Here is a 21,610-nt window from a genome sequence, read left to right as displayed (position 1 = left end):
TTACTCGTTTCCCCACTGATTGAGAAAGTTCGCAATATCATCAATACGTTCGGCACGAACCCCGGCTTCATGCGCCATCTCCTGCTGAGCTTCCTCATCGATCTCCTCATTATTCGACAAACGCGTGAGAAGCAGCTGGAAATAATGCGCCAACGAGTCCTGCTCTGACTCACTCACGGGCTTTGTGGCTTCCGTCGCGTACTCTTCGACGATGTCATAATACTTCAGTGGGATTTCGTTATTCATAACAGCGTTAATCTCTGAGGGTGAAGCCACAAGTATATCCGACGACGTACGGTTAACCAACGCGTTGCGTCAGATAAGCAGGGCAAGCAGGGCTGCAAGAGCAGGTATGGCCTGAACGTACAGTATCTTTCGGCTGGCGGTCGCTGCGCCAAAGAGTCCGGCAATCAACACGCAGGTCAGGAAGAAGATGGCAACAGATATACCCTTTTCACCAAGCCAGAGGCTCCAGAGCAGACCCGCAGCCAGAAAACCATTATACAGCCCCTGATTCGCGGCCAGCACGCGGGTGTCGCGCGCAAAATCGGGACGCAGATTAAAAGCCTTGTGCCCTGTTCTGGTGTTCCACAGGAACATTTCCAGCACAAGAATGTAGATATGGATGAATGCAACGACAGCGATAAGAACAGTAGCGAGCATCGTGTTATTTCCCGCAGGCAGAAGCAAAAAAAACGGGAACCCTCAGGCCCCCGCTCTTGTTTAACCCAGAATCTGGATTACATGTTCGCGATAATCGCGTCGCCAAACTCTGAGCATTTCAGCAGCTTAGCGCCTTCCATCAGACGTTCGAAATCGTACGTTACGGTTTTCGCGTTGATCGCGCCTTCCATACCCTTGACGATCAGGTCTGCGGCTTCGAACCATTCCATATGACGCAGCATCATCTCTGCGGAGAGGATGATAGAGCCTGGGTTCACTTTGTCCTGGCCTGCGTATTTTGGTGCAGTGCCGTGGGTTGCTTCAAACAGGGCGCACTCGTCGCCGATGTTCGCGCCAGGGGCGATACCGATACCGCCCACCTGTGCCGCCAGGGCGTCAGAGATGTAGTCACCGTTCAGGTTCATACAGGCGATCACGTCGTATTCAGCAGGACGCAGCAGGATCTGCTGCAGGAACGCATCGGCGATCACATCTTTAATGATGATCTCTTTGCCGGTGTTCGGGTTCTTGATCTTCTGCCACGGGCCGCCGTCGATCAGCTCACCGCCGAACTCTTCGGTCGCCAGCTGGTAGCCCCAGTCTTTGAACGCGCCTTCGGTGAACTTCATGATGTTGCCCTTGTGAACCAGGGTCACAGAATCACGGTCGTTGGTGATCGCGTATTCGATGGCCGCACGCACCAGGCGCTTGGTCCCTTCTTCAGAGCACGGCTTAATGCCGATACCGCAGTGCTCAGGGAAGCGAATTTTCTTCACGCCCATCTCTTCGCGCAGGAATTTAATCACTTTTTCTGCATCAGCAGAGTCCGCTTTCCACTCGATACCCGCGTAGATGTCTTCTGAGTTTTCGCGGAAGATAACCATGTCGGTCAGTTCAGGGTGCTTAACCGGGCTTGGGGTGCCCTGATAGTAACGAACCGGACGCAGACACACGTACAGGTCCAGCTCCTGACGCAGCGCCACGTTCAGGGAACGGATGCCGCCGCCGACCGGAGTGGTCAGTGGGCCTTTAATAGCAACGCGGTAGTCGCGGATCAGGTCCAGCGTTTCCGCTGGCAGCCAGACGTCCTGGCCATAAACTTGCGTCGATTTCTCACCGGTGTAAATTTCCATCCAGGAAATTTTACGCTCGCCTTTGTAGGCTTTCTCAACAGCGGCATCAACCACTTTCAGCATTGCCGGGGTAACGTCTACACCGATACCGTCGCCTTCGATGAACGGAATAATCGGATTGTGAGGAACGTTAATCTTGCCGTTTTGCAGGGTGATCTTTTTACCTTCCGCCGGAACAACTACTTTGCTTTCCATTAACCTCTCCTTCGAGCGCTTCTGGTTGTTACTGATCTTATGTTAATAAATTGTAATGAGCCCTTCGATAGTACCTGATTGTCCTGCGCCATGAAAGGTCTTCGTTATTAGGCTATAATGCGGCAATTGATAACGCCTGAAAATACCATGAAGAAAACTTCTTTTACAAAACACCGGGTTGAGCGATTCAGCTCACGACAAGCCGCCAGACGACCGCAAGAAACCCAGCCAAAGCGGGTTATTCTGTTCAATAAACCCTACGATGTTTTGCCGCAGTTTACCGATGAGGCCGGACGCAGCACGCTCAAGGATTACATCCCTGTTCAGGGCGTCTACGCCGCCGGTCGCCTGGACCGGGACAGCGAAGGACTTTTGGTCCTAACCAACGACGGCGCCCTACAGGCAAAGCTTACACAACCGGGCAAACGCACCGGCAAAATTTACTTTGTGCAGGTTGAAGGCGAGCCGGACGAAGAGACGCTGGCGAAACTGCGCAGCGGTGTGACGCTGAACGACGGTCCCACCCTGCCCGCCGGTATTGAACGCGTGAATGAGCCGGAGTGGCTGTGGCCGCGTAACCCGCCCATTCGCGAGCGCAAATCCATCCCGACAAGCTGGCTCAAAATCACCCTGTATGAAGGCCGCAACCGCCAGGTGAGACGAATGACCGCGCACGTCGGCTTCCCTACCCTACGTCTGATTCGCTACGCTATGGGCAGCTACACGCTGGATACGCTGGCAAACGGCGAATGGCGCGACGCTGCCCCTTAAGGAGAAACGATGTTTAAACCTCATGTTACGGTCGCCTGCGTGGTGCACGCGCAGGGAAAATTCCTCGTTGTGGAAGAGAGCATCAACGGCAGGGCGCTGTGGAATCAGCCTGCCGGGCATCTTGAAGCCAATGAAACGTTGCTGCAGGCCGCGAAGCGCGAGCTCTGGGAAGAGACCGGCATTCGCGCTGAGCCCCAGCACTTCATTCGCATGCACCAGTGGATTGCGCCCGACAGCACCCCATTCCTGCGCTTTTTATTCGCCGTTGAGCTTAGCGAAACGTGCGCCACAGAACCGCATGATGACGATATCGATCGCTGCCTGTGGGTCACCGCCGAGGAGATCCTGAACGCGCCAAACCTGCGCTCACCGCTGGTTGCGGAAAGCATCCGCTGCTGGCAGTCAGGCGCACGCCTGCCGCTGGGTGTCATCGGAGAATTTAACTGGCCGTTTACAGAGGGTGTCAACGGTGGGGGGGCGTGATAGAATACGCCGCCTTGAAGTTCAATGTCGTGAGTATTCCATGTCAGATAACAGCCAGAAAAAAGTGATCGTCGGCATGTCCGGCGGTGTCGATTCCTCCGTTTCCGCCTACCTGTTGCAGCAACAGGGCTATAAGGTGGAGGGCCTGTTCATGAAGAACTGGGAGGAAGACGATGGCGAGGAATACTGCACTGCCGCAGCGGATCTCGCCGACGCGCAGGCCGTATGCGACAAGCTCGGCATTGAACTGCACACCGTTAACTTTGCCGCAGAATACTGGGACAACGTCTTTGAACTGTTCCTGGAAGAGTACAAAGCGGGCCGTACCCCGAACCCGGATATTCTGTGCAACAAAGAGATCAAATTTAAAGCTTTCCTGGAATTCGCCGCGGAAGATCTGGGCGCTGACTACATTGCGACCGGTCACTACGTGCGTCGTGCGGACGTGAATGGCAAAAGCCAGCTGCTGCGCGGCCTCGACGGCAATAAAGACCAGAGCTACTTCCTTTATACGCTGAGCCACGAACAGATTGCGCAAAGCCTGTTCCCGGTCGGCGAACTGGAAAAGCCGGAAGTGCGTAAAATTGCCGAAGAGCTGGACCTGATCACCGCGAAGAAAAAAGACTCCACCGGTATCTGCTTTATCGGCGAGCGCAAATTCCGTGATTTCCTGGGCCGCTACCTGCCTGCACAGCCAGGTAAAATTGTCACCGTTGATGGCGACGAGATTGGTCAGCATCAGGGGCTGATGTACCACACCTTAGGCCAGCGTAAAGGCCTCGGTATTGGTGGGACGAAAGAAGGCAGCGAAGATCCGTGGTACGTGGTCGACAAAGACGTCGAAAACAATATTCTGGTGGTGGCTCAGGGTCACGACCACCCGCGTCTGATGTCCGTTGGCCTTATCGCACAGCAGTTGCACTGGGTCGATCGCGAGCCCCTGAAAGGCACGCTGCGCTGTACGGTGAAAACGCGCTACCGCCAGACCGATATTCCTTGCACCATCACCGCGCTTGATGACGACCGTATTGACGTCCGTTTCGACGAGCCGGTCGCCGCCGTTACCCCGGGCCAGTCTGCTGTCTTCTACAGCGGCGAAATCTGCCTGGGCGGCGGGATCATTGAACAGCGCCTGCCGCTACCCGCTGTTTAACCGATTGCACACATAAAGGAGACCGTGTGGCGAAGAATTATTATGACATCACCCTGGCGCTGGCAGGAATTTGCCAGTCTGCTCGTCTGGTGCAACAGCTGGCGCATCAGGGTCACTGTGACGCTGATGCCCTGCACGTTTCGCTCAACAGCGTTATCGACCTCAACCCCGGTTCAACCCTGGGCGTGTTCGGCGGCAGCGAAACCAATCTTCGTCTCGGTCTTGAAACCCTGCTTGGCGTGCTTAACGCCAGTAGCCGTCAGGGGTTAAACGCGGAACTGACCCGCTACACCTTAAGCCTGATGGTGCTTGAGCGTAAGCTGAGCGCGGCGAAAGGCGCGCTCAATACCCTGGGCGATCGCATCGCCGGGCTACAGCGTCAGCTCGACCATTTTGACCTGCAGTCTGAAACGCTGCTGAGCGCCATGGCGGGCATTTACGTTGACGTCATCAGCCCGCTGGGCCCGCGCATTCAGGTCACCGGATCCCCTGCCGTACTGCAAAGCCCGCAGGTGCAGGCGAAGGTTCGCGCTTCCCTGCTGGCTGGGATCCGCGCCGCCGTGCTGTGGCATCAGGTTGGCGGTGGCCGCCTGCAGCTAATGTTTTCTCGTAATCGCCTGACCACTCAGGCAAAACAAATTCTTGCTCATTGTTAACCTCCCGGAGTTGCGAATTATGGAATTATCCTCACTGACCGCCGTATCCCCTGTCGATGGACGCTACGGCGATAAAGTCAGCGCGCTGCGCGGGATCTTCAGCGAATATGGTTTGCTGAAGTTCCGTGTTCAGGTTGAAGTACGCTGGCTGCAGAAGCTGGCCGCCCAGGCAGCAATCAAGGAAGTTCCTGCTTTTGACGAAAAGGCAAACGATTACCTTGATAAAATCGTTGCTGAGTTTAGCGAAGAAGATGCCGCGCGCATTAAGACCATTGAACGCACCACCAACCACGACGTGAAAGCGGTTGAGTATTTCCTGAAAGAGAAAGTGGAAAGCGTCCCGGCCCTGCATGCGGTATCCGAGTTCATTCACTTCGCCTGTACGTCCGAAGATATCAACAACCTGTCTCACGCGCTGATGCTCTCCACCGCGCGTAAAGAAGTGGTGCTGCCTTACTGGCGTAAAATCATCGACGCGGTGAAAGCGCTGTCCGTGGAATACCGCGACATTCCGTTGCTTTCCCGTACTCACGGCCAGCCAGCCACCCCATCCACGATGGGTAAAGAGATGGCGAACGTGGCGTACCGTATGGAGCGCCAGTATCGTCAGCTGGAGCAGGTTGAAATTCTGGGTAAAATCAACGGCGCGGTCGGTAACTACAATGCCCACATTGCCGCGTACCCGGAAGTGGACTGGCATCAGTTCAGCGAAGAGTTCGTGACCTCTCTGGGGATCCAGTGGAACCCGTACACCACCCAGATTGAGCCGCACGACTACATTGCAGAGCTGTTTGACTGCATCGCGCGCTTCAACACCATCCTGATCGACTTCGATCGCGACGTGTGGGGCTACATCGCGCTGAACCACTTCAAGCAGAAGACCATCGCCGGGGAAATTGGCTCCTCCACCATGCCGCACAAAGTGAACCCAATCGACTTCGAAAACTCCGAAGGCAATCTGGGCCTGGCGAATGCCGTGCTGCAGCATATGGCGAGCAAGCTGCCGGTATCCCGCTGGCAGCGTGACCTGACCGATTCCACCGTGCTGCGTAACCTGGGCGTGGGCATTGGCTACGCGCTGATCGCGTATCAGTCCACCCTGAAGGGCGTGAGCAAGCTCGAAGTGAACCGTGACCGTCTTCTGGACGAGCTGGATCACAACTGGGAAGTATTGGCAGAGCCGATTCAGACCGTGATGCGCCGCTACGGTATCGAAAAACCGTACGAGAAGCTGAAAGAGCTGACACGCGGTAAACGCGTCGATGCCGAAGGCATGAAACAGTTTATCGACGGTCTGGCACTGCCGGAAGAAGAGAAAACCCGCCTGAAGGCCATGACTCCGGCCAATTACATTGGCCGCGCCATCACCATGGTTGATGAGCTGAAGTAACGTTCCTTCCCCCCTTTCCGCCCGGAAAGGGGGTTGCTTTTCCCCGGTTTACTGAATGTTTATCCCCACAGCAACATAATCAGCGTTAAACTATTCATACTATTTATTCTGGGAGAAAAGATGATGCGCGTACTGGTTGTTGAGGATAACGCATTGCTACGCCACCACCTGAAGGTTCAGCTTCAGGAGATGGGACATCAGGTGGATGATGCTGAAGATGCAAAAGAAGCCGATTATTATCTCAATGAACACCTGCCGGACATCGCCATTGTCGATTTAGGCCTGCCTGATGAAGACGGCCTGTCGTTAATTCGTCGCTGGCGCAGCCATGACGTTTCCCTGCCGGTTCTGGTTCTCACCGCCCGCGAAGGCTGGCAGGACAAAGTTGAAGTGCTCAGCGCCGGTGCGGATGATTACGTCACCAAACCGTTTCACATTGAAGAAGTGGCGGCGCGCATGCAGGCGCTGTTACGCCGCAACAGCGGGCTGGCTTCACAGGTTATCTCCATTCCGCCTTTCCAGGTGGATCTCTCCCGTCGCGAGCTCTCGATTAACGATGAAGTGATCAAGCTCACCGCGTTCGAATACACCATTATGGAAACGCTGATCCGTAACAGCGGAAAAGTAGTGAGCAAAGACTCCTTAATGCTCCAGCTCTACCCTGACGCTGAGCTGCGCGAGAGTCACACCATAGACGTGCTGATGGGCCGTTTGCGTAAGAAAATTCAGGCGCAGTATCCGCAGGACGTGATTACGACCGTTCGCGGCCAGGGCTACCTGTTCGAATTACGCTAAATGAGACGAATTTTGCGCCACATTCTGCCCCTCTCGCTGCGGGTTCGTTTTTTACTGGCAACGGCCGCGGTGGTGCTGGTGCTGTCGCTCTCCTACGGTCTGGTCGCCCTGGTGGGCTACAGCGTCAGCTTCGATAAAACGACCTTTCGACTGTTACGCGGCGAAAGTAATCTGTTTTATACCCTGGCCACATGGGAAGACAACCACATCACCGTTGAAATGCCGGAGAACCTGGATCAACAGAGTCCTACTTTAGCCCTGATTTACAATGAAAAGGGAAAGTTGCTTTGGGCGCAACGCGATATTCCGTGGCTGGCGAAAAGCATTCGTCCGGAGTGGCTCAAAACCAACGGGTTTCATGAGATAGAAGCCGATCTCAATACCACCAGCACGCTGATTCGCGAAGATCGCTCGATGCAGCAAAAGCTCAATGAAATCCGGGCTGACGATGCCGAGACGGAAATGACGCACTCGGTGGCGATCAATATCTACCCGGCGACCATGAACATGCCGCAGTTAACCATTGTGGTGATCGACACCATTCCGGTTGAGCTAAAACGTTCCTATAAGGTCTGGGGCTGGTTCGTTTATGTTCTGGCCGCAAACCTGCTGCTGGTGATCCCGCTGCTTTGGGTGGCGGCGTGGTGGAGCTTGCGCCCTATTGAGTCCCTGGCGCGAGAGGTGCGCGAGCTTGAGGAACATCATCGTGAAAAGCTCAATCCGGAAACCACCCGTGAGCTGACCAGCCTGGTGCGTAACCTCAATCGCCTGCTGAAAAGCGAGCGTGAACGCTATGATAAGTACCGTACGACCCTGACCGACCTCACCCACAGCCTGAAAACGCCGCTGGCCGTAATGCAAAGCACCCTGCGTTCCATGCGCAGCTCAAGGCTGAGCGTCGACGATGCCGAGCCGGTGATGCTGGAACAAATCAGCCGAATCTCGCAGCAAATTGGCTACTATCTGCACCGCGCCAGCATGCGTTCCGGCAGCGCGCTGCTGAGCCGCGAGCTGCACCCGGTGGCCCCGCTGCTGGATAATCTCACGTCCGCACTTAACAAGGTGTACCAGCGTAAAGGGGTGAACATCAGCCTCGATATTTCGCCTGAAATTAGCTTTGTAGGCGAAAAAAATGACTTTATGGAAGTGATGGGGAACCTGCTGGATAACGCCTGTAAATACTGCCTGGAGTTTGTTGAAGTATCGGCGCGCCAGACGGATAACGAGTTACACATTATCGTTGAGGATGATGGCCCCGGGATCCCGCTTAATAAACGTGATGTGGTGTTCGATCGCGGTCAGCGAGCGGATACGCTGCGCCCCGGTCAGGGCGTGGGTTTAGCCGTCGCCCGCGAGATTGTCGACCAGTATGACGGAAAAATCGAAACCAGCGAAAGCTTGCTCGGCGGGGCCAGAATGGAAGTGATTTTTGGTCGTCAGCAGCCCACATCGGATGATAGTTAACCCGTTATGTGAAAAATGCGAGGATCTCGCAGCCGGGGGGCTGAGCTTCCGTTATAATCCGAGTCAGTAAGAGCCTGCGGATAAAAAAATATGGATTATCATTTAACACTTAACTGGCCCGAATTTATTGAACGTTACTGGCAAAAGCGCCCGGTGGTTCTGAAACGCGGGTTCAGCAACTTTGTCGACCCTATCTCACCTGACGAGCTGGCCGGTCTGGCCATGGAAAACGAAGTCGACAGCCGTCTGGTCAGCCACCAGGACGGGAAATGGCAGGTCAGCCACGGTCCTTTCGAAAGCTACGATCATCTCGGCGAAAGCAACTGGTCGCTGCTGGTGCAGGCGGTTAACCACTGGCACGAGCCGACTGCCGCGCTAATGCGCCCGTTCCGCGCCCTGCCAGACTGGCGAATGGACGATCTGATGATCTCCTTCTCCGTACCTGGCGGCGGCGTGGGTCCGCATCTGGACCAGTACGACGTGTTTATCATTCAGGGCACGGGCCGCCGCCGCTGGCGCGTGGGCGAAAAAGTGCCGATGAAGCAGCACTGCCCGCACCCGGATCTGCTTCAGGTGGATCCGTTCGAAGGCATTATCGACGAAGAGCTGGAGCCAGGCGATATTCTCTACATTCCGCCAGGATTCCCTCACGAAGGTTACTCCCTGGAGAACTCGCTGAACTACTCTGTCGGGTTCCGTGCGCCAAGCGGCCGCGAAATGATCAGCGGCTTTGCCGACTATGTCCTGCAGCGCGAGCTGGGAAGCTATCGCTACAGCGATCCGGATGTGCCTGCGCGCGAGCATCCGGCAGACATCGTGCCAGAAGAGCTGGATAAGCTGCGCGGCATGATGCTGGATCTGATCAACGAGCCGGAACATTTCAGGCAGTGGTTTGGCGAATTTATCAGCCAGTCACGCCACGAGCTGGACGTTGCACCGCCGGAGCCGCCGTATCAGGCAGATGAGATCTATGATGCGCTGCAGCAGGGTGACAAGCTGGTTCGTCTGGGCGGATTACGCGTGCTGCGCATTGGTGAAGAGGTCTTCGTCAACGGTGAGAAGCTCGACTCCCCGCACCGTCCGGCGCTGGAAGCCATTGCCAGCCATATGGTACTGACTGCAGAAACCTTTGGCGACGCGCTGGAAGACCCATCCTTCCTCGCGATGCTGGCCGCGCTGGTCAACAGCGGGTACTGGTTCTTTGAGGACTGAGTTGTGACAATGCCCGGTGGCGCTGCGCCACCGGGCATTTTTTTAGCGTTTAGCGGTTAACTCGGCTATGCGCACAATTACCTTCACCGCCTTTTCCATCCCTTCCAGCGTCACAAACTCATGCTTGCCGTGGTAGTTATAGCCCCCGGTAAACAGGTTCGGGCACGGTAGCCCCATAAACGATAGCTGCGAGCCGTCAGTTCCGCCGCGAATCGGTTTTAAGACCGGTTCAATATCGCAGTCTCGCATCGCCTGCTGGGCGATATCCAGAATGTGCGGATGGGCCATCACCTTGTCGCGCATATTGTAATAGCTGTCTTCAATGATCAGCTCAATATAGCAGTCAGGATGCAATCCCTTCCCAACCTTCTTGGCGATCTCCATCATTTTGCGCTTGCGCGCCTCAAAAGCTTTACGGTCGAAATCGCGGATGATGTAGTGCATCTGCGCGCTGTCCACGGTGCCTTTGATGCTGGTGAGGTGATAAAAGCCCTCGTACCCCTCTGTCTGTTCAGGGCTCTCTTCCGTCGGGACTTCCGCATGAATACGCGACGCCAGCGACAGCGCGTTCACCATCACCCCTTTGGCAGACCCTGGGTGAACGTTGTTTCCGACAATTTTTATGGTCACCGACGCCGCGTTGAAGTTTTCATACTCCAGCTCGCCCACGCCACCGCCGTCGACGGTATACGCCCACTGCGCGTTAAAAGCGTCCACGTCGAAGTGCTTCGCGCCCTTACCCACCTCTTCATCTGGGGTAAAAGCAACGCGGATGTCCCCGTGCGGGATGTTTTTACCTTTCAGCACCGCCAGCGCCGTCATGATTTCCGCGATGCCCGCCTTGTCATCCGCCCCCAGCAGCGTTTTGCCGTCGGTGGTGATCAGCGTCTGGCCGAGCAACTGGTGCAGCACCGGGAACATCACCGGAGAGAGCACTTCGTCGCCAATCCCCAGCGCGATATCACCGCCGCGGTAGTTTTCCACGATCTGCGGGTTCACGTGTTTGCCGCTAAAATCAGGTGAGGTATCGACATGAGAAATAAAGCCAATCGCCGGAATATCACCCGGCACATTCGCCGGCAGCGTTCCCATCACAGTGCCTTTTTCGCTTAACGTGACGTTGACCAGCCCCATGGCCTCAAGCTGCTCTTTAAGCAGGTTTAACAACTTCCACTGGCCTTCGGTGCTTGGCACCTGGCGGACACCCGGCTTAGATTGGGTATCCAGCGAAACATACTGTAAAAAACGCTCAAGTAATTTATCCATGCAGTCACCCTCACTTTTTGTGACAACATTATCAGTAAGCATCAAAACGCAAATATTGCGTCAGGTCACTTTTATCCCGCAAACGAGAACTTTTTACGTTTATATCTTTATGCGTTAATAAATGTAGCTTATGAATCAGTGACAAGGATTGGCGATTACGGGGGATTGCCGTAGAATGTCCGCCCTCATTACGAGTCACCAAGGTGGTTACACACAAACCCCGCTTCAGTCTGCTGCCTGAGGCGTCTATATGGGACAGCGCAAAAATTGAATACACAATCCCGTTCTCGTTCACCGCTGGTGCAACTGGAACGAATTCGTAAAAGCTTTGATGGCAAAGACGTCATTTCCGACCTCAACCTGACCATCAATGATGGTGAGTTTCTTACGCTGCTTGGCCCTTCCGGCTGCGGCAAAACCACCGTACTGCGCCTTATCGCCGGGCTGGAAAGCGTTGATAATGGCCGCATCCATCTTGAGAACCAGGACATAACCCAGGTTCCTGCCGAAGATCGCCACGTCAATACCGTTTTTCAGAGCTACGCCCTGTTCCCGCACATGACCGTGTTTGAGAACGTGGCGTTTGGCCTGCGGATGCAAAAAACCCCGGCTAATGAGATCGAACCGCGCGTCACCGAAGCCCTGCGCATGGTTCAGCTGGAGACGTTTGCCCAGCGAAAGCCCCACCAGCTCTCCGGCGGTCAGCAGCAGCGCGTGGCCATTGCCCGCGCGGTCGTCAATAAACCGCGCCTGCTTCTGCTGGATGAATCCCTCTCCGCGCTGGATTACAAGCTGCGCAAGCAGATGCAGAACGAGTTGAAAGCGCTACAGCGCAAGCTCGGTATCACCTTTGTCTTCGTCACCCACGATCAGGAAGAGGCGCTGACCATGTCAGACCGTATCGTGGTAATGCGTGACGGTAAGATTGAACAGGACGGTACGCCGCGTGAAATATACGAAGAGCCGAAAAACCTGTTTGTCGCCAGCTTTATTGGCGAGATCAATATCTTCAACGCCACCGTACTTGAGCGTCTGGATGCACAGCGCGTTCGCGCGAACGTCGAGGGACGCGACTGCATTATCACCGTGAACTTTGCCGTCGAGAAAGGACAAAAACTCAACGTCCTGCTGCGCCCGGAAGATCTCCGCGTTGATGAGATCCACGACACGGCCGACGTCGAAGGTCTGATCGGTTACGTTCGCGAACGTAACTATAAAGGGATGACCCTCGAGTCCGTTGTGGAACTGGAGAACGGCAAAATGGTGATGGTCAGCGAATTCTTTAACGAGGACGATCCTGACTTTGACCACTCTCTTGACCAGAAAATGGTTATCAACTGGGTAGAAAGCTGGGAGGTTGTGCTGGCTGATGAAGAACACAAGTAAGTTCCAGAAGGTGGTCATTGCCACTATCGTCGGTTGGCTTGTGTTATTTGTCTTTTTACCCAACCTGATGATCATCGCCACCAGCTTCCTGACCCGCGACGATGCAAACTTCGTTTCGCTGGTCTTTACGCTGGACAACTACGCGCGCCTGCTCGATCCGCTCTATTTCGACGTGCTGTTGCACTCGCTCAATATGGCGCTGATTGCCACCGTGGCCTGCCTGCTGCTGGGGTACCCTTTCGCATGGTTCCTGGCGGGACTGCCGCAAAAGGTGCGCCCGCTGCTGCTGTTTCTGCTGATTGTGCCGTTCTGGACCAACTCGCTGATTCGCATCTACGGGCTGAAAATCTTCCTCAGCACCAAAGGCTACCTCAACGCGTTTCTGCTGTGGCTGGGCGTGATTGATACGCCAGTGCGCATCATGTTTACCCCAGGTGCGGTAATCATTGGCTTGGTCTATATCCTGCTGCCGTTTATGGTGATGCCGCTCTACTCCAGCATTGAGAAGCTCGATAAACCGCTGCTGGAAGCGGCAAAAGATCTGGGGGCCAGCAAGCTGCAGACCTTTATCCGCATTATCATTCCGCTGACCATGCCCGGCATTATTGCGGGCTGTCTGCTGGTGATGCTCCCGGCGATGGGCCTGTTCTACGTGTCTGACCTGATGGGCGGGGCGAAAAACCTGCTGATTGGGAACGTGATCAAGAGCCAGTTCCTGAACATCCGCGACTGGCCGTTCGGCTCCGCGACCAGCATTACGCTCACGGTGGTGATGGGGCTGATGCTGCTCGTCTACTGGCGCGCTTCTCGCCTGCTCAACAAGAAGGTGGAACTCGAATGATCGGTCGACTGCTTCGCGGCGGTTTTATGACCGCCATTTACGCTTACCTTTATATCCCGATTATCATTTTGATCGTGAACTCGTTTAACAGCTCGCGGTTCGGGATCAACTGGCAGGGGTTTACCACCAACTGGTACAGCCTGCTGATGAACAATGACAGCCTGCTGCAGGCCGCACAGCACTCGCTGACGATGGCGATCGTCTCCGCCACCTTCGCCACGCTGATTGGCTCGCTGACCGCCGTGGCGCTGTATCGCTACCGTTTTCCCGGCAAGCCGTTCGTCAGCGGCATGCTGTTTGTAGTGATGATGTCGCCGGACATCGTGATGGCGATTTCGCTGCTGGTGCTGTTTATGCTGCTGGGCGTACAGCTTGGCTTCTGGTCGCTGCTTTTTTCCCATATCACCTTCTGCCTGCCGTTTGTGGTGGTCACCGTCTACGCGCGTCTGAAAGGGTTCGACGTGCGCATGCTGGAGGCGGCGAAAGATCTGGGTGCCAGCGAGATGATCATCCTGCGCAAAATCATCCTGCCGCTGGCGATGCCTGCCGTCGCCGCCGGATGGCTGCTCAGCTTTACCCTGTCGATGGATGACGTCGTGGTTTCCTCCTTCGTGACCGGGCCGAGCTACGAAATTCTGCCGTTGAAGATCTATTCGATGGTAAAAGTTGGCGTCTCACCGGAGGTGAACGCGCTGGCGACCATACTGCTGCTGTTTTCGCTGGTTCTGGTGATCGCCAGCCAAGTTATTGCTCGTGATAAAACAAAATCTCAGGGGACAATGAAATGAAAAAAATGCTCGCCGCTGCGGCGCTGGTGCTCGGCATGGGTGTCGCGCACGCTGATGACAGCAAAACGCTCTACTTCTACAACTGGACGGAATACGTGCCGCCGGGCCTGCTGGAGCAGTTCACCAAAGAGACAGGCATCAAGGTTATCTATTCGACCTATGAGTCGAATGAAACCATGTACGCCAAGCTCAAAACCTACAAGGACGGCGCCTACGATCTGGTGGTTCCTTCCACCTACTTTGTCGACAAAATGCGCAAAGAGGGCATGATCCAGAAGATCGACAAAACGAAGCTAACTAATTTTTCAAACCTCGATCCTGAGATGCTCAACAAGCCGTTCGACCCGAATAACGACTACTCCATTCCGTACATCTGGGGAGCGACGGCGATTGGCGTGAACAGCGAGGCCATCGATCCGAAAACGGTCACCGGCTGGGCGGATCTGTGGAAACCGGAATACAAAGGCAGCCTGCTGTTAACCGATGACGCGCGTGAAGTGTTCCAGATCGCGCTGCGTAAGCTTGGCTATTCCGGTAACACCACCGATCCGAAAGAGATCGACGCGGCTTACAACGAGCTGAAAAAGCTGATGCCTAACGTGGCGGCATTCAACTCTGATAACCCGGCAAACCCGTATATGGAAGGCGAAGTAAACCTGGGGATGGTGTGGAACGGCTCTGCGTATGTTGCCCGTCAGGCCGGGACGCCGCTGGAGGTGGTCTGGCCGAAGGAAGGCGGGATCTTCTGGATGGATAGCCTCGCGATCCCGGCCAACGCGAAGAACGTGGACGGTGCGCTGAAGCTGATTAATTTCCTGCTGCGTCCGGACGTGGCGAAACAGGTAGCCGAGACGATTGGCTACCCGACGCCAAACCTGGCCGCCCGCAAGCTGCTGAAGCCTGACGTGGCTAACGATAAGTCACTCTATCCGGATGCCGAAACCATCAGCAAAGGAGAATGGCAGAACGATGTAGGCGACGCGAGCCGCCTTTACGAAGAGTATTATCAGAAGTTAAAAGCAGGTCGTTAATGCAATACATAACGGGCGACGCAACGTCGCCCGTTACTCTTACAGCCCTTTCAGAAGCTTATCTACAAACGCTGGCACCACCTCGCTCGCCAGGCCATATTGCTTCTCTTCAAACTCGCTGCCCACCTGGCTCGGCTCCAGATTGAGCTCCACCGTATGCGCCCCGTGCAGCCGCGCTTCGTGAACAAACCCCGCCGCCGGGTAAACGTGCCCTGATGTGCCAATAGCGATAAACACGTCCGCCATCGCCAGCGCGCTGTAGATCTCATCCATCCCCAGCGGCATTTCGCCAAACCAGACCACGTGCGGACGCAGGCGCGACGGGAACTGGCAGCAGTGGCACTTGTCCTCTGGCAGCACGTCCTCTTTCCAGTCCAGCACCTGGCCGCTCCAGGCGCAGCGAACTTTAAGCAGCTCGCCATGCATGTGGATGATGTTCTTGTTACCGGCCCGCTCGTGCAGGTTGTCGATATTCTGCGTCACCAGCAGAAAACGATCCCCGAGCGCCTCTTCCAGCTTCGCCAGCGCCAGATGCGCCGCGTTCGGCGCAATCTCAGGCTGCTGAAGCTGCCGACGGCGAGCGTTGTAAAACGCCTGCACGAGATCCGGATCGCGGGCAAAGCCTTCCGGCGTCGCCACGTCCTCGACGCGGTGCTCTTCCCACAGCCCGTCTGCCGCACGGAAGGTTTGAATTCCTGACTCGGCGGAGATCCCCGCTCCGGTCAGTACCACCACTCTGGGTTTATCCATCGCTTCAGGCATGATTCTGTCTCTGAAAAAGATCCGCTGGCGCAAGCGCTCTCGTAAGCGGCGTTTGTTTTTGCGAAAACGGCTGAGTCGACCCTGGCGACGCGACAGCATAAAGACCTCGTAAACTAATCGGTGAGATGAAGGAATGCGGCTCCGCGCATGCCTCCCGCGTCCCCGTGTCGCGCGCGTTCAATGCGCGGCACGCGGGCGACCGGCAATAAATGTCGGGGCAGACGCCCGGACAACCGTTCCGTAATCGCAGTAAAGTTTGACAGCCCTCCCCCGATCACCAGCAGATCCGGGTCGACGATGGTGAGAATATTTCCCAGACACACCGCCAGCAGATCCAGATAGCGCTCGACGTGCTCACGCGCCTGCGCATCCCCCTGCTCCCACAGGGTAATGATTTGAGGGGCCTCAAGTTTCTGATGATAGAAGTGTTCGTAAAGCCATGCAAACCCGCGTCCTGAGAGATAGTTCTCGATACAGCCGTGCTGGCCGCAGCCGCAGCGGGTCAGCGGGAAATCACGCCCTGCCACCTCCAGCGCATCCACCGGGAGACGGATATGACCAAACTCCCCGGTGATGTAGCTGCGCCCGGTAATCGGCTTGCCGTTGATGACAATCCCCCCGCCTACGCCGGTACCGAGGATCAGCCCCATCACCAGCGGATAGCGGCGGAATTCATCGTCCCAGGCTTCAGAGAGGGCAAAGCAGTTGGCATCGTTATCTAAACGCACGTCGCGTTCAAGGAGGGCCGAGAGGTCGGCGCGGAGCGGTTTACCGCTGGCGGCAGGCACGTTGGCCGCGTACAGCGTGCCGTCATCGGTTTCCGGCATCCCCGGAATACCAATGCCGACGCTGCCTTTCACGCCAAATCGTTCATCCGCCTGCGCCACCAGCGCGGCAATGGCGGTTAAAAATTCATCGTAGCTTTCGCGCGGCGTGGGAACGCGGGTTTCCCACTGCAGTTTGAGGTCTTTATCAAACACGCCGAGCGCAATCTTGGTGCCGCCAATATCAAATCCATAATACATAACGCATTCCTCTTTCTGACATAGCGGCCTCAGGACCGCTACACCATGACGTAATTACTGGCCACTTAATACCCTCGCCGGATCAATTCGGCTTGCGCGACGCGCCGGATACCAGCTTGCCAGCAGACTCAGTAAAAGTGCTGTAACCAGCACATAAAAAACGTCCAGCCAGTGCAGTTCAGACGGCAGGAAGTCAATAAAATAGATGTCACCGGACAGGAACTGGTGACCAATAAGCTTTTCAATGCCGTTGATAATCGGCGTCAGCTGCAGAGAAACCACCACGCCAATCACCACGCCGCAAAGGCTGCCGAACAGCCCTGCCAGCAAACCGTACCAGACGAAGATGGCGCGAATAAGACCGTCTTTTGCCCCGAGGGTACGCAACACGGCGATGTCGCCGCTCTTGTCCTTAACCGCCATTACCAGCGTCGAGACGATATTAAAGCACGCCACGCCAATCACCAGCACCATCGCCAGATACATGATCGCACGGATCATCTGGATATCACGGTACATATATCCGTAAGTGCCGATCCAGCTTTTGATATAGACATAGTTATTGGTGACGCTGCCGGCATCACGCACCAGTTTGTTGGCGTTAAAGACGTCGTTCACCTTAATGGCAATGCCCGTCACGCTGTCGCCCATGTCGAGATACTGGCGCGCATCTTCCAGCGGAACCATCGCAAAGCTATGGTCAAGCTGACCGCTCAGCTGAAGAATACCGGTAACGTGCAGGCGCACGCGCTTGGGCTGCTGTAATTTGTGATCGGCGCTGGCATTCGGGATCATGATTGACACCCAGTCGCCCTGCTTCACCTTCAGGGCATCGGCAACGCCTTTACCCATAATGATCTGCTGCTCGCCGGCCTTAAAGTTCGCCCACGCGCCGTTCTGCACATATTTCGGCAGTGCGCTGAGCCGCTCCTCCTGGGCCGGGTTGACCCCTTTAACCTGAATGGCGCGCAGGTTTACCCCGCTCTCCACCAGCCCGGTAAAGTTAATGTATGGCGCGGCCGCGGCAATGCCCGGCACTTTTTCCACTTTGGTGAGTGCATCGCTCCAGTTGGCCCACGGCTGGTTAACCGGCTCGATCTCCCCGTGCGGCACCACCGCCAGAATGCGGTTATTCAGCTCGCGCTCAAAGCCGTTCATGGCGCTCAGGCCGACAATCAGCACCGCTACGCCCAGCGCAATACCGATGGTCGAGATCACGGAGATCAGCGACACCATACCGCCGCGACGGCGGCCGCGGCTAAAACGTAACCCGATGAGTAACGATAACGGTGACGCCATTACTCTGCTCCCATCAGGGTCAGTTCCGCGTTCAGATGGCCGTCGCGCATCTCAAGCTGGCGACCCATGCGTTTTGCCAGCTGCAGGTCGTGAGTCACCACCAGAAACGCGGTTCCCTGCGAGGCGTTCAGCTCGCCGAGAAGCTGGAAGATACTGTCCGCATTGCGTGCGTCCAGGTTACCGGTCGGTTCATCCGCCAGCACCAGGCGCGGATTATTGACCAGCGCGCGGGCAATCGCCACGCGCTGGCGCTCGCCGCCGGACAGCTCCGACGGGCGGTGATTTCCCCGGTGGCCCAGCCCTACCGCTTTCAGTATATCGCTGGCGCGGGCGTTGATTTCTGCCGGTTTCTTTTTGCCAATCAGCAGCGGCATCGCCACGTTTTCCAGCGCCGTGAAGTCCGGCAGCAGGTGGTGGAACTGGTAGATAAAGCCCAGCTCGCGGTTACGCAGCTCGGCCTTCGCCGCAGAGGACATTTTGCTCATCGGCTGACCGGAGAAGATCACGTCGCCGTTGGTTGGCGTGTCCAGCCCGCCCAGCAGGTGCAGCAGCGTACTTTTGCCCGAGCCGGAGCTGCCGACAATCGCCATCATCTCGCCCTCGCCCACGCTGAAGCTAACATTGTGCAGCACGTCAGTCTGCACAGTGCCTTCCTGATAGCGTTTGGACAGGTTGTCGCATTGCAACAGGATCTTATTCATAACGTAAAGCCTCAGCGGGTTGAGTGGCGGCGGCGCGCCAGGAAGGATAAAGCGTAGAAAGCAGCGCAATGGCCATCGCGGCCAGCGCAATTCCGACCACCTGCAGCGGCTCGATAGCCACCGGCAGCGCCGCGCCGTCAAGGAGCGCGCCGATAATCGGCATTAAGTTATTAAGCTGGCTGGCAAGCAGCGCGCCGAGCACGGCGCCCAACAGCGCGCCGATAATGCCGGCACTGGCACCCTGCACCATAAAGACCGCCATGATCTGGCGCGGCGTCAGACCCTGGGTTTGCAGGATGGCGACTTCGCCCTGCTTCTCCATCACCATCAGGCCCAGCGAGGTGATGATGTTAAATGCAGCCACGGCGACGATCAGGCTCAGCAGCAGCCCCATCATGTTTTTTTCCATGCGCACGGCCTGGAACAACTCGCCTTTACGCTCGCGCCAGTCCTGCCATTTGGTGCCGTCCGGCAGTTTTTGCTGGCTGAGGGTATCGACCTTCAGGGGCTGATCGAGCCACAGGCGCCAGCCGGTGATATTTCCCGCCGGGTAGCGCATCAGGCGTGACGCATCCTGAATGTTCACGAGCATCTGATAGCCGTCAACTTCGCTGTTGGCGGCAAAAGTCCCAATCACGTTAAACAGGCGCTGGCTCGGCAGGCGACCCATTGGCGTAAACTGGCTGGCGGACGGCACCATCACGCGCAGCTGATCGCCGCGGTTGACGCCAAGCTGCCCGGCAAGTTGCTCACCCAGAATCATGTTGTATTTTCCGGCTTCCAGATCGGTTTGCTTCACGTTAACCAGGAACGGCGTCAGCGGGTCTTTTTGCGCCGGGTCAATCCCCAGCATCACGCCGACCGCCACGCTGCGGGCGCTTTGCAGCACCACATCGCCAGTGGTTAAGGGCGCAACGCGCGTGACGCCCTGTAACTTCGCCGCGCTTTCCGGCAGCTGTTGCGGGTTAACGGAACCGTTATTCGATGAGAGAACGGCCTGCGGCATCAGCCCCAGGATGTTGTTTTGCAGCTCGCGCTCGAAGCCATTCATGACGGAAAGCACCGTCACCAGAGCCATCACGCCGAGCGTAATGCCAATAGTCGAAAGCCAGGAGACAAAGCGACCGAAGCGGTCCGCGGCGCGCCCACGCATGTAACGTAAGCCTATGAAGAGTGCGACAGGTTGATACATGAAGTCCGTCTGTTTGCTGATAGCAGACCCACGAGTATATAAGCGAATCCGTTAAGGGTAAATGACTGAAACCGTAAGCTTTGGTAATCATTTTTCCGAAAAATTCAGATAAATCAGGGTACTAATGTCTGAAACCGCGCCTCGCAACCTCCACCTTTTCCGAAAAACCTCCTGATACAGACTGTTACCCATTACATCACGGTTTCGTTTAACAACAATTGCTCGTTCGTCTATGGCAATAAGGTAGTTGCGAACAATGAAGCAAAAAGCATTATGGATAAACCAGATAAAAGGGCTGTGCATCTGTCTGGTGGTGATTTACCACTCGGTTATCACCTTTTATCCTCATCTCAGCGGGCTACAGCATCCGCTCTCCGGTCTCCTCGCCAAATGCTGGGTCTATTTTAACCTCTATCTCGCCCCGTTCCGGATGCCGGTTTTCTTCTTTATCTCCGGCTATCTGATCCGTCGTTATATTGATGAGGTAGACTGGCGCACCAGCCTCGACAAGCGGATCTGGAGCATTGTCTGGGTTCTGGCGCTGTGGGGGATCCTGCAATGGCAGGCGCTGACCCACCTGAACGCCTGGCTGGCGCCCGATCGCGAGCTTGCCACCTCGTCGAACGCGGCCTACGCCGATTCTCTGGCAGGATTTGTGCGGGGCATGCTCACCGCCAGCACCAGCCTGTGGTATCTGTATGCTCTGGTGGTCTACTTCACGCTGTGTAAACTGCTGAGCCGCTGGAAGCTGCCGGTACTCGGACTTCTTGCGCTGGCGAGCATCGCGATCAACTTCCTGCCGCTGCCGTGGTGGGGAATGAACAGCGTGGTACGCAACATGATCTACTACAGCCTGGGGGCGTGGTATGGCGCCGAGCTGATGGCGTGGATGAAAAGCTTCAACCTGCGCCGCACCTGGCTGGCTACTGGCGCTTTCGCGGCCGTCTCCGTGGTGCTGTGGTTTGCTAACGTTCCTCTCCTGCTTTCTCTGCTGTCGATCGTGTTGATCATGAAGCTGTTCTACAGCCTTGAGCAGCGTTATGCCGTACATCCCAACAACCTGCTGAACGTGATTGGCTCAAACACCATTGCGATCTATACCACCCACCGCATCTTAATTGAGGCCTTCAGCCTGATCCTGATCGGCGAGATGAATGCCGCCCTGTGGCCGGTCTGGGCAGAACTGTGCTTAATACTGGTCTACCCGATTGCCAGCCTGCTGATCTGTACCCTTGCCGGGCTCGGGGTGCGTAAAATTTCCACCGCGCTGTTCGGGGACCTTTTCTTCTCTCCTCCGTCTACGCGGAGCCTGTCACCTGCCACCCGTTAATGCCCTCTCCGCCCCCGTTTTGGGGGCGTTTAGCCCTGCCGTGCGGTTACAATTTGCTTATGTAAAACGATCGA

General features: G+C 56.1%; 22 protein-coding genes. 13 read left to right on the top strand and 9 right to left on the bottom strand.

Going from position 1 to position 21,610, the window contains the following annotated elements:
• The 3 genes from IM291_RS01675 to icd all read right to left on the bottom strand — a co-directional run bounded on the left by IM291_RS01675 (position 1) and on the right by icd (position 1,991).
• Positions 1-246: a DUF2543 family protein gene (locus tag IM291_RS01675; protein WP_192985963.1), complete on the bottom strand. Its 246-nt coding sequence runs from the start codon at positions 244-246 to the stop codon at positions 1-3.
• 69 nt (positions 247-315) lie between these two features.
• Positions 316-663, bottom strand: a complete 348-nt coding sequence (locus IM291_RS01670) for a DUF1304 domain-containing protein (protein ID WP_028012754.1) — start codon at positions 661-663, stop codon at positions 316-318.
• Positions 664-740: 77 nt separating this feature from the next.
• Positions 741-1,991 carry an NADP-dependent isocitrate dehydrogenase gene (gene icd / locus IM291_RS01665; protein ID WP_003857898.1) on the bottom strand — a complete coding sequence of 417 codons (1,251 nt, stop codon included), beginning with the start codon at positions 1,989-1,991 and terminating at the stop codon, positions 741-743.
• A gap of 117 nt (positions 1,992-2,108) precedes the next feature.
• Here icd and rluE point away from each other — a divergent pair, with 117 nt between their 5' ends.
• From rluE to IM291_RS01625, 8 genes are all read left to right on the top strand, one after another.
• A complete protein-coding gene (gene rluE, locus IM291_RS01660) occupies positions 2,109-2,762 on the top strand; it encodes a 23S rRNA pseudouridine(2457) synthase RluE (protein ID WP_045261618.1) in 654 nt (217 codons plus the stop codon).
• A gap of 9 nt (positions 2,763-2,771) precedes the next feature.
• Positions 2,772-3,245, top strand: coding sequence for an NUDIX hydrolase (locus IM291_RS01655; protein WP_028012752.1), 474 nt, complete (start codon positions 2,772-2,774; stop codon positions 3,243-3,245).
• A gap of 40 nt (positions 3,246-3,285) precedes the next feature.
• On the top strand, positions 3,286-4,398 hold the full coding sequence (mnmA, locus tag IM291_RS01650) for a tRNA 2-thiouridine(34) synthase MnmA (protein WP_028012751.1): 1,113 nt from the start codon (positions 3,286-3,288) through the stop codon (positions 4,396-4,398).
• 26 nt (positions 4,399-4,424) lie between these two features.
• Positions 4,425-5,054, top strand: a complete 630-nt coding sequence (gene hflD / locus IM291_RS01645) for a high frequency lysogenization protein HflD (RefSeq protein WP_013097081.1) — start codon at positions 4,425-4,427, stop codon at positions 5,052-5,054.
• A 19-nt stretch (positions 5,055-5,073) separates the two neighbouring features.
• A complete protein-coding gene (purB, locus tag IM291_RS01640; RefSeq protein ID WP_014883421.1) occupies positions 5,074-6,444 on the top strand; it encodes an adenylosuccinate lyase in 1,371 nt (456 codons plus the stop codon).
• A 123-nt stretch (positions 6,445-6,567) separates the two neighbouring features.
• Positions 6,568-7,239, top strand: coding sequence for a two-component system response regulator PhoP (gene phoP / locus IM291_RS01635; protein ID WP_025911763.1), 672 nt, complete (start codon positions 6,568-6,570; stop codon positions 7,237-7,239).
• Complete coding sequence (phoQ, locus tag IM291_RS01630; RefSeq protein WP_045630113.1) at positions 7,240-8,703, top strand: two-component system sensor histidine kinase PhoQ; 1,464 nt, start codon at positions 7,240-7,242, stop codon at positions 8,701-8,703.
• A gap of 90 nt (positions 8,704-8,793) precedes the next feature.
• Complete coding sequence (locus IM291_RS01625; protein ID WP_047364295.1) at positions 8,794-9,915, top strand: cupin domain-containing protein; 1,122 nt, start codon at positions 8,794-8,796, stop codon at positions 9,913-9,915.
• Between the two features lie 42 nt (positions 9,916-9,957).
• On the opposite strand, the gene pepT is transcribed toward IM291_RS01625, so the two are convergent.
• Positions 9,958-11,181: a peptidase T gene (gene pepT, locus IM291_RS01620; RefSeq protein ID WP_192985962.1), complete on the bottom strand. Its 1,224-nt coding sequence runs from the start codon at positions 11,179-11,181 to the stop codon at positions 9,958-9,960.
• A 237-nt stretch (positions 11,182-11,418) separates the two neighbouring features.
• Between pepT and potA the strand changes: the two genes are divergently transcribed.
• The 4 genes from potA to potD are packed head-to-tail and all read left to right on the top strand — an operon-like array spanning position 11,419 to position 15,227.
• The gene (gene potA, locus IM291_RS01615; RefSeq protein ID WP_167401640.1) at positions 11,419-12,567 is read left to right on the top strand and encodes a spermidine/putrescine ABC transporter ATP-binding protein PotA; all 1,149 of its coding nucleotides are present in this window, start codon (positions 11,419-11,421) and stop codon (positions 12,565-12,567) included.
• Positions 12,551-13,408, top strand: coding sequence for a spermidine/putrescine ABC transporter permease PotB (potB, locus tag IM291_RS01610; RefSeq protein ID WP_041910497.1), 858 nt, complete (start codon positions 12,551-12,553; stop codon positions 13,406-13,408). The genes potA and potB overlap by 17 nt, the downstream gene beginning before the upstream one ends.
• On the top strand, positions 13,405-14,196 hold the full coding sequence (potC, locus tag IM291_RS01605; protein WP_192985961.1) for a spermidine/putrescine ABC transporter permease PotC: 792 nt from the start codon (positions 13,405-13,407) through the stop codon (positions 14,194-14,196). Before potB ends, potC begins: the two co-directional genes overlap by 4 nt.
• Positions 14,193-15,227 (top strand): spermidine/putrescine ABC transporter substrate-binding protein PotD, encoded by a 1,035-nt coding sequence (gene potD, locus IM291_RS01600; RefSeq protein ID WP_059356886.1) that lies wholly within the window; start codon positions 14,193-14,195, stop codon positions 15,225-15,227. Before potC ends, potD begins: the two co-directional genes overlap by 4 nt.
• Positions 15,228-15,266: 39 nt before the next feature.
• Here potD and cobB read toward each other — a convergent pair whose 3' ends face one another.
• The 5 genes from cobB to lolC are packed head-to-tail and all read right to left on the bottom strand — an operon-like array spanning position 15,267 to position 20,206.
• Positions 15,267-16,088: a Sir2 family NAD+-dependent deacetylase gene (cobB, locus tag IM291_RS01595; protein WP_041910499.1), complete on the bottom strand. Its 822-nt coding sequence runs from the start codon at positions 16,086-16,088 to the stop codon at positions 15,267-15,269.
• A gap of 14 nt (positions 16,089-16,102) precedes the next feature.
• The gene (gene nagK, locus IM291_RS01590) at positions 16,103-17,014 is read right to left on the bottom strand and encodes an N-acetylglucosamine kinase (RefSeq protein ID WP_192985960.1); all 912 of its coding nucleotides are present in this window, start codon (positions 17,012-17,014) and stop codon (positions 16,103-16,105) included.
• Positions 17,015-17,068: 54 nt separating this feature from the next.
• On the bottom strand, positions 17,069-18,313 hold the full coding sequence (gene lolE, locus IM291_RS01585) for a lipoprotein-releasing ABC transporter permease subunit LolE (RefSeq protein WP_192979449.1): 1,245 nt from the start codon (positions 18,311-18,313) through the stop codon (positions 17,069-17,071).
• Complete coding sequence (lolD, locus tag IM291_RS01580) at positions 18,313-19,014, bottom strand: lipoprotein-releasing ABC transporter ATP-binding protein LolD (protein WP_192985959.1); 702 nt, start codon at positions 19,012-19,014, stop codon at positions 18,313-18,315. The genes lolE and lolD overlap by 1 nt, the downstream gene beginning before the upstream one ends.
• Positions 19,007-20,206 carry a lipoprotein-releasing ABC transporter permease subunit LolC gene (gene lolC / locus IM291_RS01575; RefSeq protein WP_192985958.1) on the bottom strand — a complete coding sequence of 400 codons (1,200 nt, stop codon included), beginning with the start codon at positions 20,204-20,206 and terminating at the stop codon, positions 19,007-19,009. Before lolC ends, lolD begins: the two co-directional genes overlap by 8 nt.
• A gap of 256 nt (positions 20,207-20,462) precedes the next feature.
• Between lolC and IM291_RS01570 the strand changes: the two genes are divergently transcribed.
• Positions 20,463-21,536 carry an acyltransferase family protein gene (locus IM291_RS01570; protein WP_063437660.1) on the top strand — a complete coding sequence of 358 codons (1,074 nt, stop codon included), beginning with the start codon at positions 20,463-20,465 and terminating at the stop codon, positions 21,534-21,536.
• Positions 21,537-21,610 lie beyond the last annotated feature (74 nt).

The organism is Enterobacter cloacae complex sp. P27C, assembly GCF_014895705.1.
Lineage (GTDB): Bacteria > Pseudomonadota > Gammaproteobacteria > Enterobacterales > Enterobacteriaceae > Enterobacter > Enterobacter bugandensis.
Note: the sequence above shows the minus strand (reverse complement) of the source record. Positions and strands in the feature narration are given on the sequence as shown.

Bases quoted from the DNA above. Each gene is read 5' to 3' on its own strand.
- IM291_RS01675 (WP_192985963.1), bottom strand. From the start codon at position 246: ATGAATAACGAAATCCCACTGAAGTATTATGACATCGTCGAAGAGTAC.
- IM291_RS01670 (WP_028012754.1), bottom strand. From the start codon at position 663: ATGCTCGCTACTGTTCTTATCGCTGTCGTTGCATTCATCCATATCTAC.
- icd (WP_003857898.1), bottom strand. From the start codon at position 1,991: ATGGAAAGCAAAGTAGTTGTTCCGGCGGAAGGTAAAAAGATCACCCTG.
- rluE (WP_045261618.1), top strand. From the start codon at position 2,109: ATGCGGCAATTGATAACGCCTGAAAATACCATGAAGAAAACTTCTTTT.
- IM291_RS01655 (WP_028012752.1), top strand. From the start codon at position 2,772: ATGTTTAAACCTCATGTTACGGTCGCCTGCGTGGTGCACGCGCAGGGA.
- mnmA (WP_028012751.1), top strand. From the start codon at position 3,286: ATGTCAGATAACAGCCAGAAAAAAGTGATCGTCGGCATGTCCGGCGGT.
- purB (WP_014883421.1), top strand. From the start codon at position 5,074: ATGGAATTATCCTCACTGACCGCCGTATCCCCTGTCGATGGACGCTAC.
- phoP (WP_025911763.1), top strand. From the start codon at position 6,568: ATGCGCGTACTGGTTGTTGAGGATAACGCATTGCTACGCCACCACCTG.
- phoQ (WP_045630113.1), top strand. From the start codon at position 7,240: ATGAGACGAATTTTGCGCCACATTCTGCCCCTCTCGCTGCGGGTTCGT.
- IM291_RS01625 (WP_047364295.1), top strand. From the start codon at position 8,794: ATGGATTATCATTTAACACTTAACTGGCCCGAATTTATTGAACGTTAC.
- pepT (WP_192985962.1), bottom strand. From the start codon at position 11,181: ATGGATAAATTACTTGAGCGTTTTTTACAGTATGTTTCGCTGGATACC.
- potB (WP_041910497.1), top strand. From the start codon at position 12,551: ATGAAGAACACAAGTAAGTTCCAGAAGGTGGTCATTGCCACTATCGTC.
- potC (WP_192985961.1), top strand. From the start codon at position 13,405: ATGATCGGTCGACTGCTTCGCGGCGGTTTTATGACCGCCATTTACGCT.
- potD (WP_059356886.1), top strand. From the start codon at position 14,193: ATGAAAAAAATGCTCGCCGCTGCGGCGCTGGTGCTCGGCATGGGTGTC.
- cobB (WP_041910499.1), bottom strand. From the start codon at position 16,088: ATGCTGTCGCGTCGCCAGGGTCGACTCAGCCGTTTTCGCAAAAACAAA.
- nagK (WP_192985960.1), bottom strand. From the start codon at position 17,014: ATGTATTATGGATTTGATATTGGCGGCACCAAGATTGCGCTCGGCGTG.
- lolE (WP_192979449.1), bottom strand. From the start codon at position 18,313: ATGGCGTCACCGTTATCGTTACTCATCGGGTTACGTTTTAGCCGCGGC.
- lolD (WP_192985959.1), bottom strand. From the start codon at position 19,014: ATGAATAAGATCCTGTTGCAATGCGACAACCTGTCCAAACGCTATCAG.
- lolC (WP_192985958.1), bottom strand. From the start codon at position 20,206: ATGTATCAACCTGTCGCACTCTTCATAGGCTTACGTTACATGCGTGGG.
- IM291_RS01570 (WP_063437660.1), top strand. From the start codon at position 20,463: ATGAAGCAAAAAGCATTATGGATAAACCAGATAAAAGGGCTGTGCATC.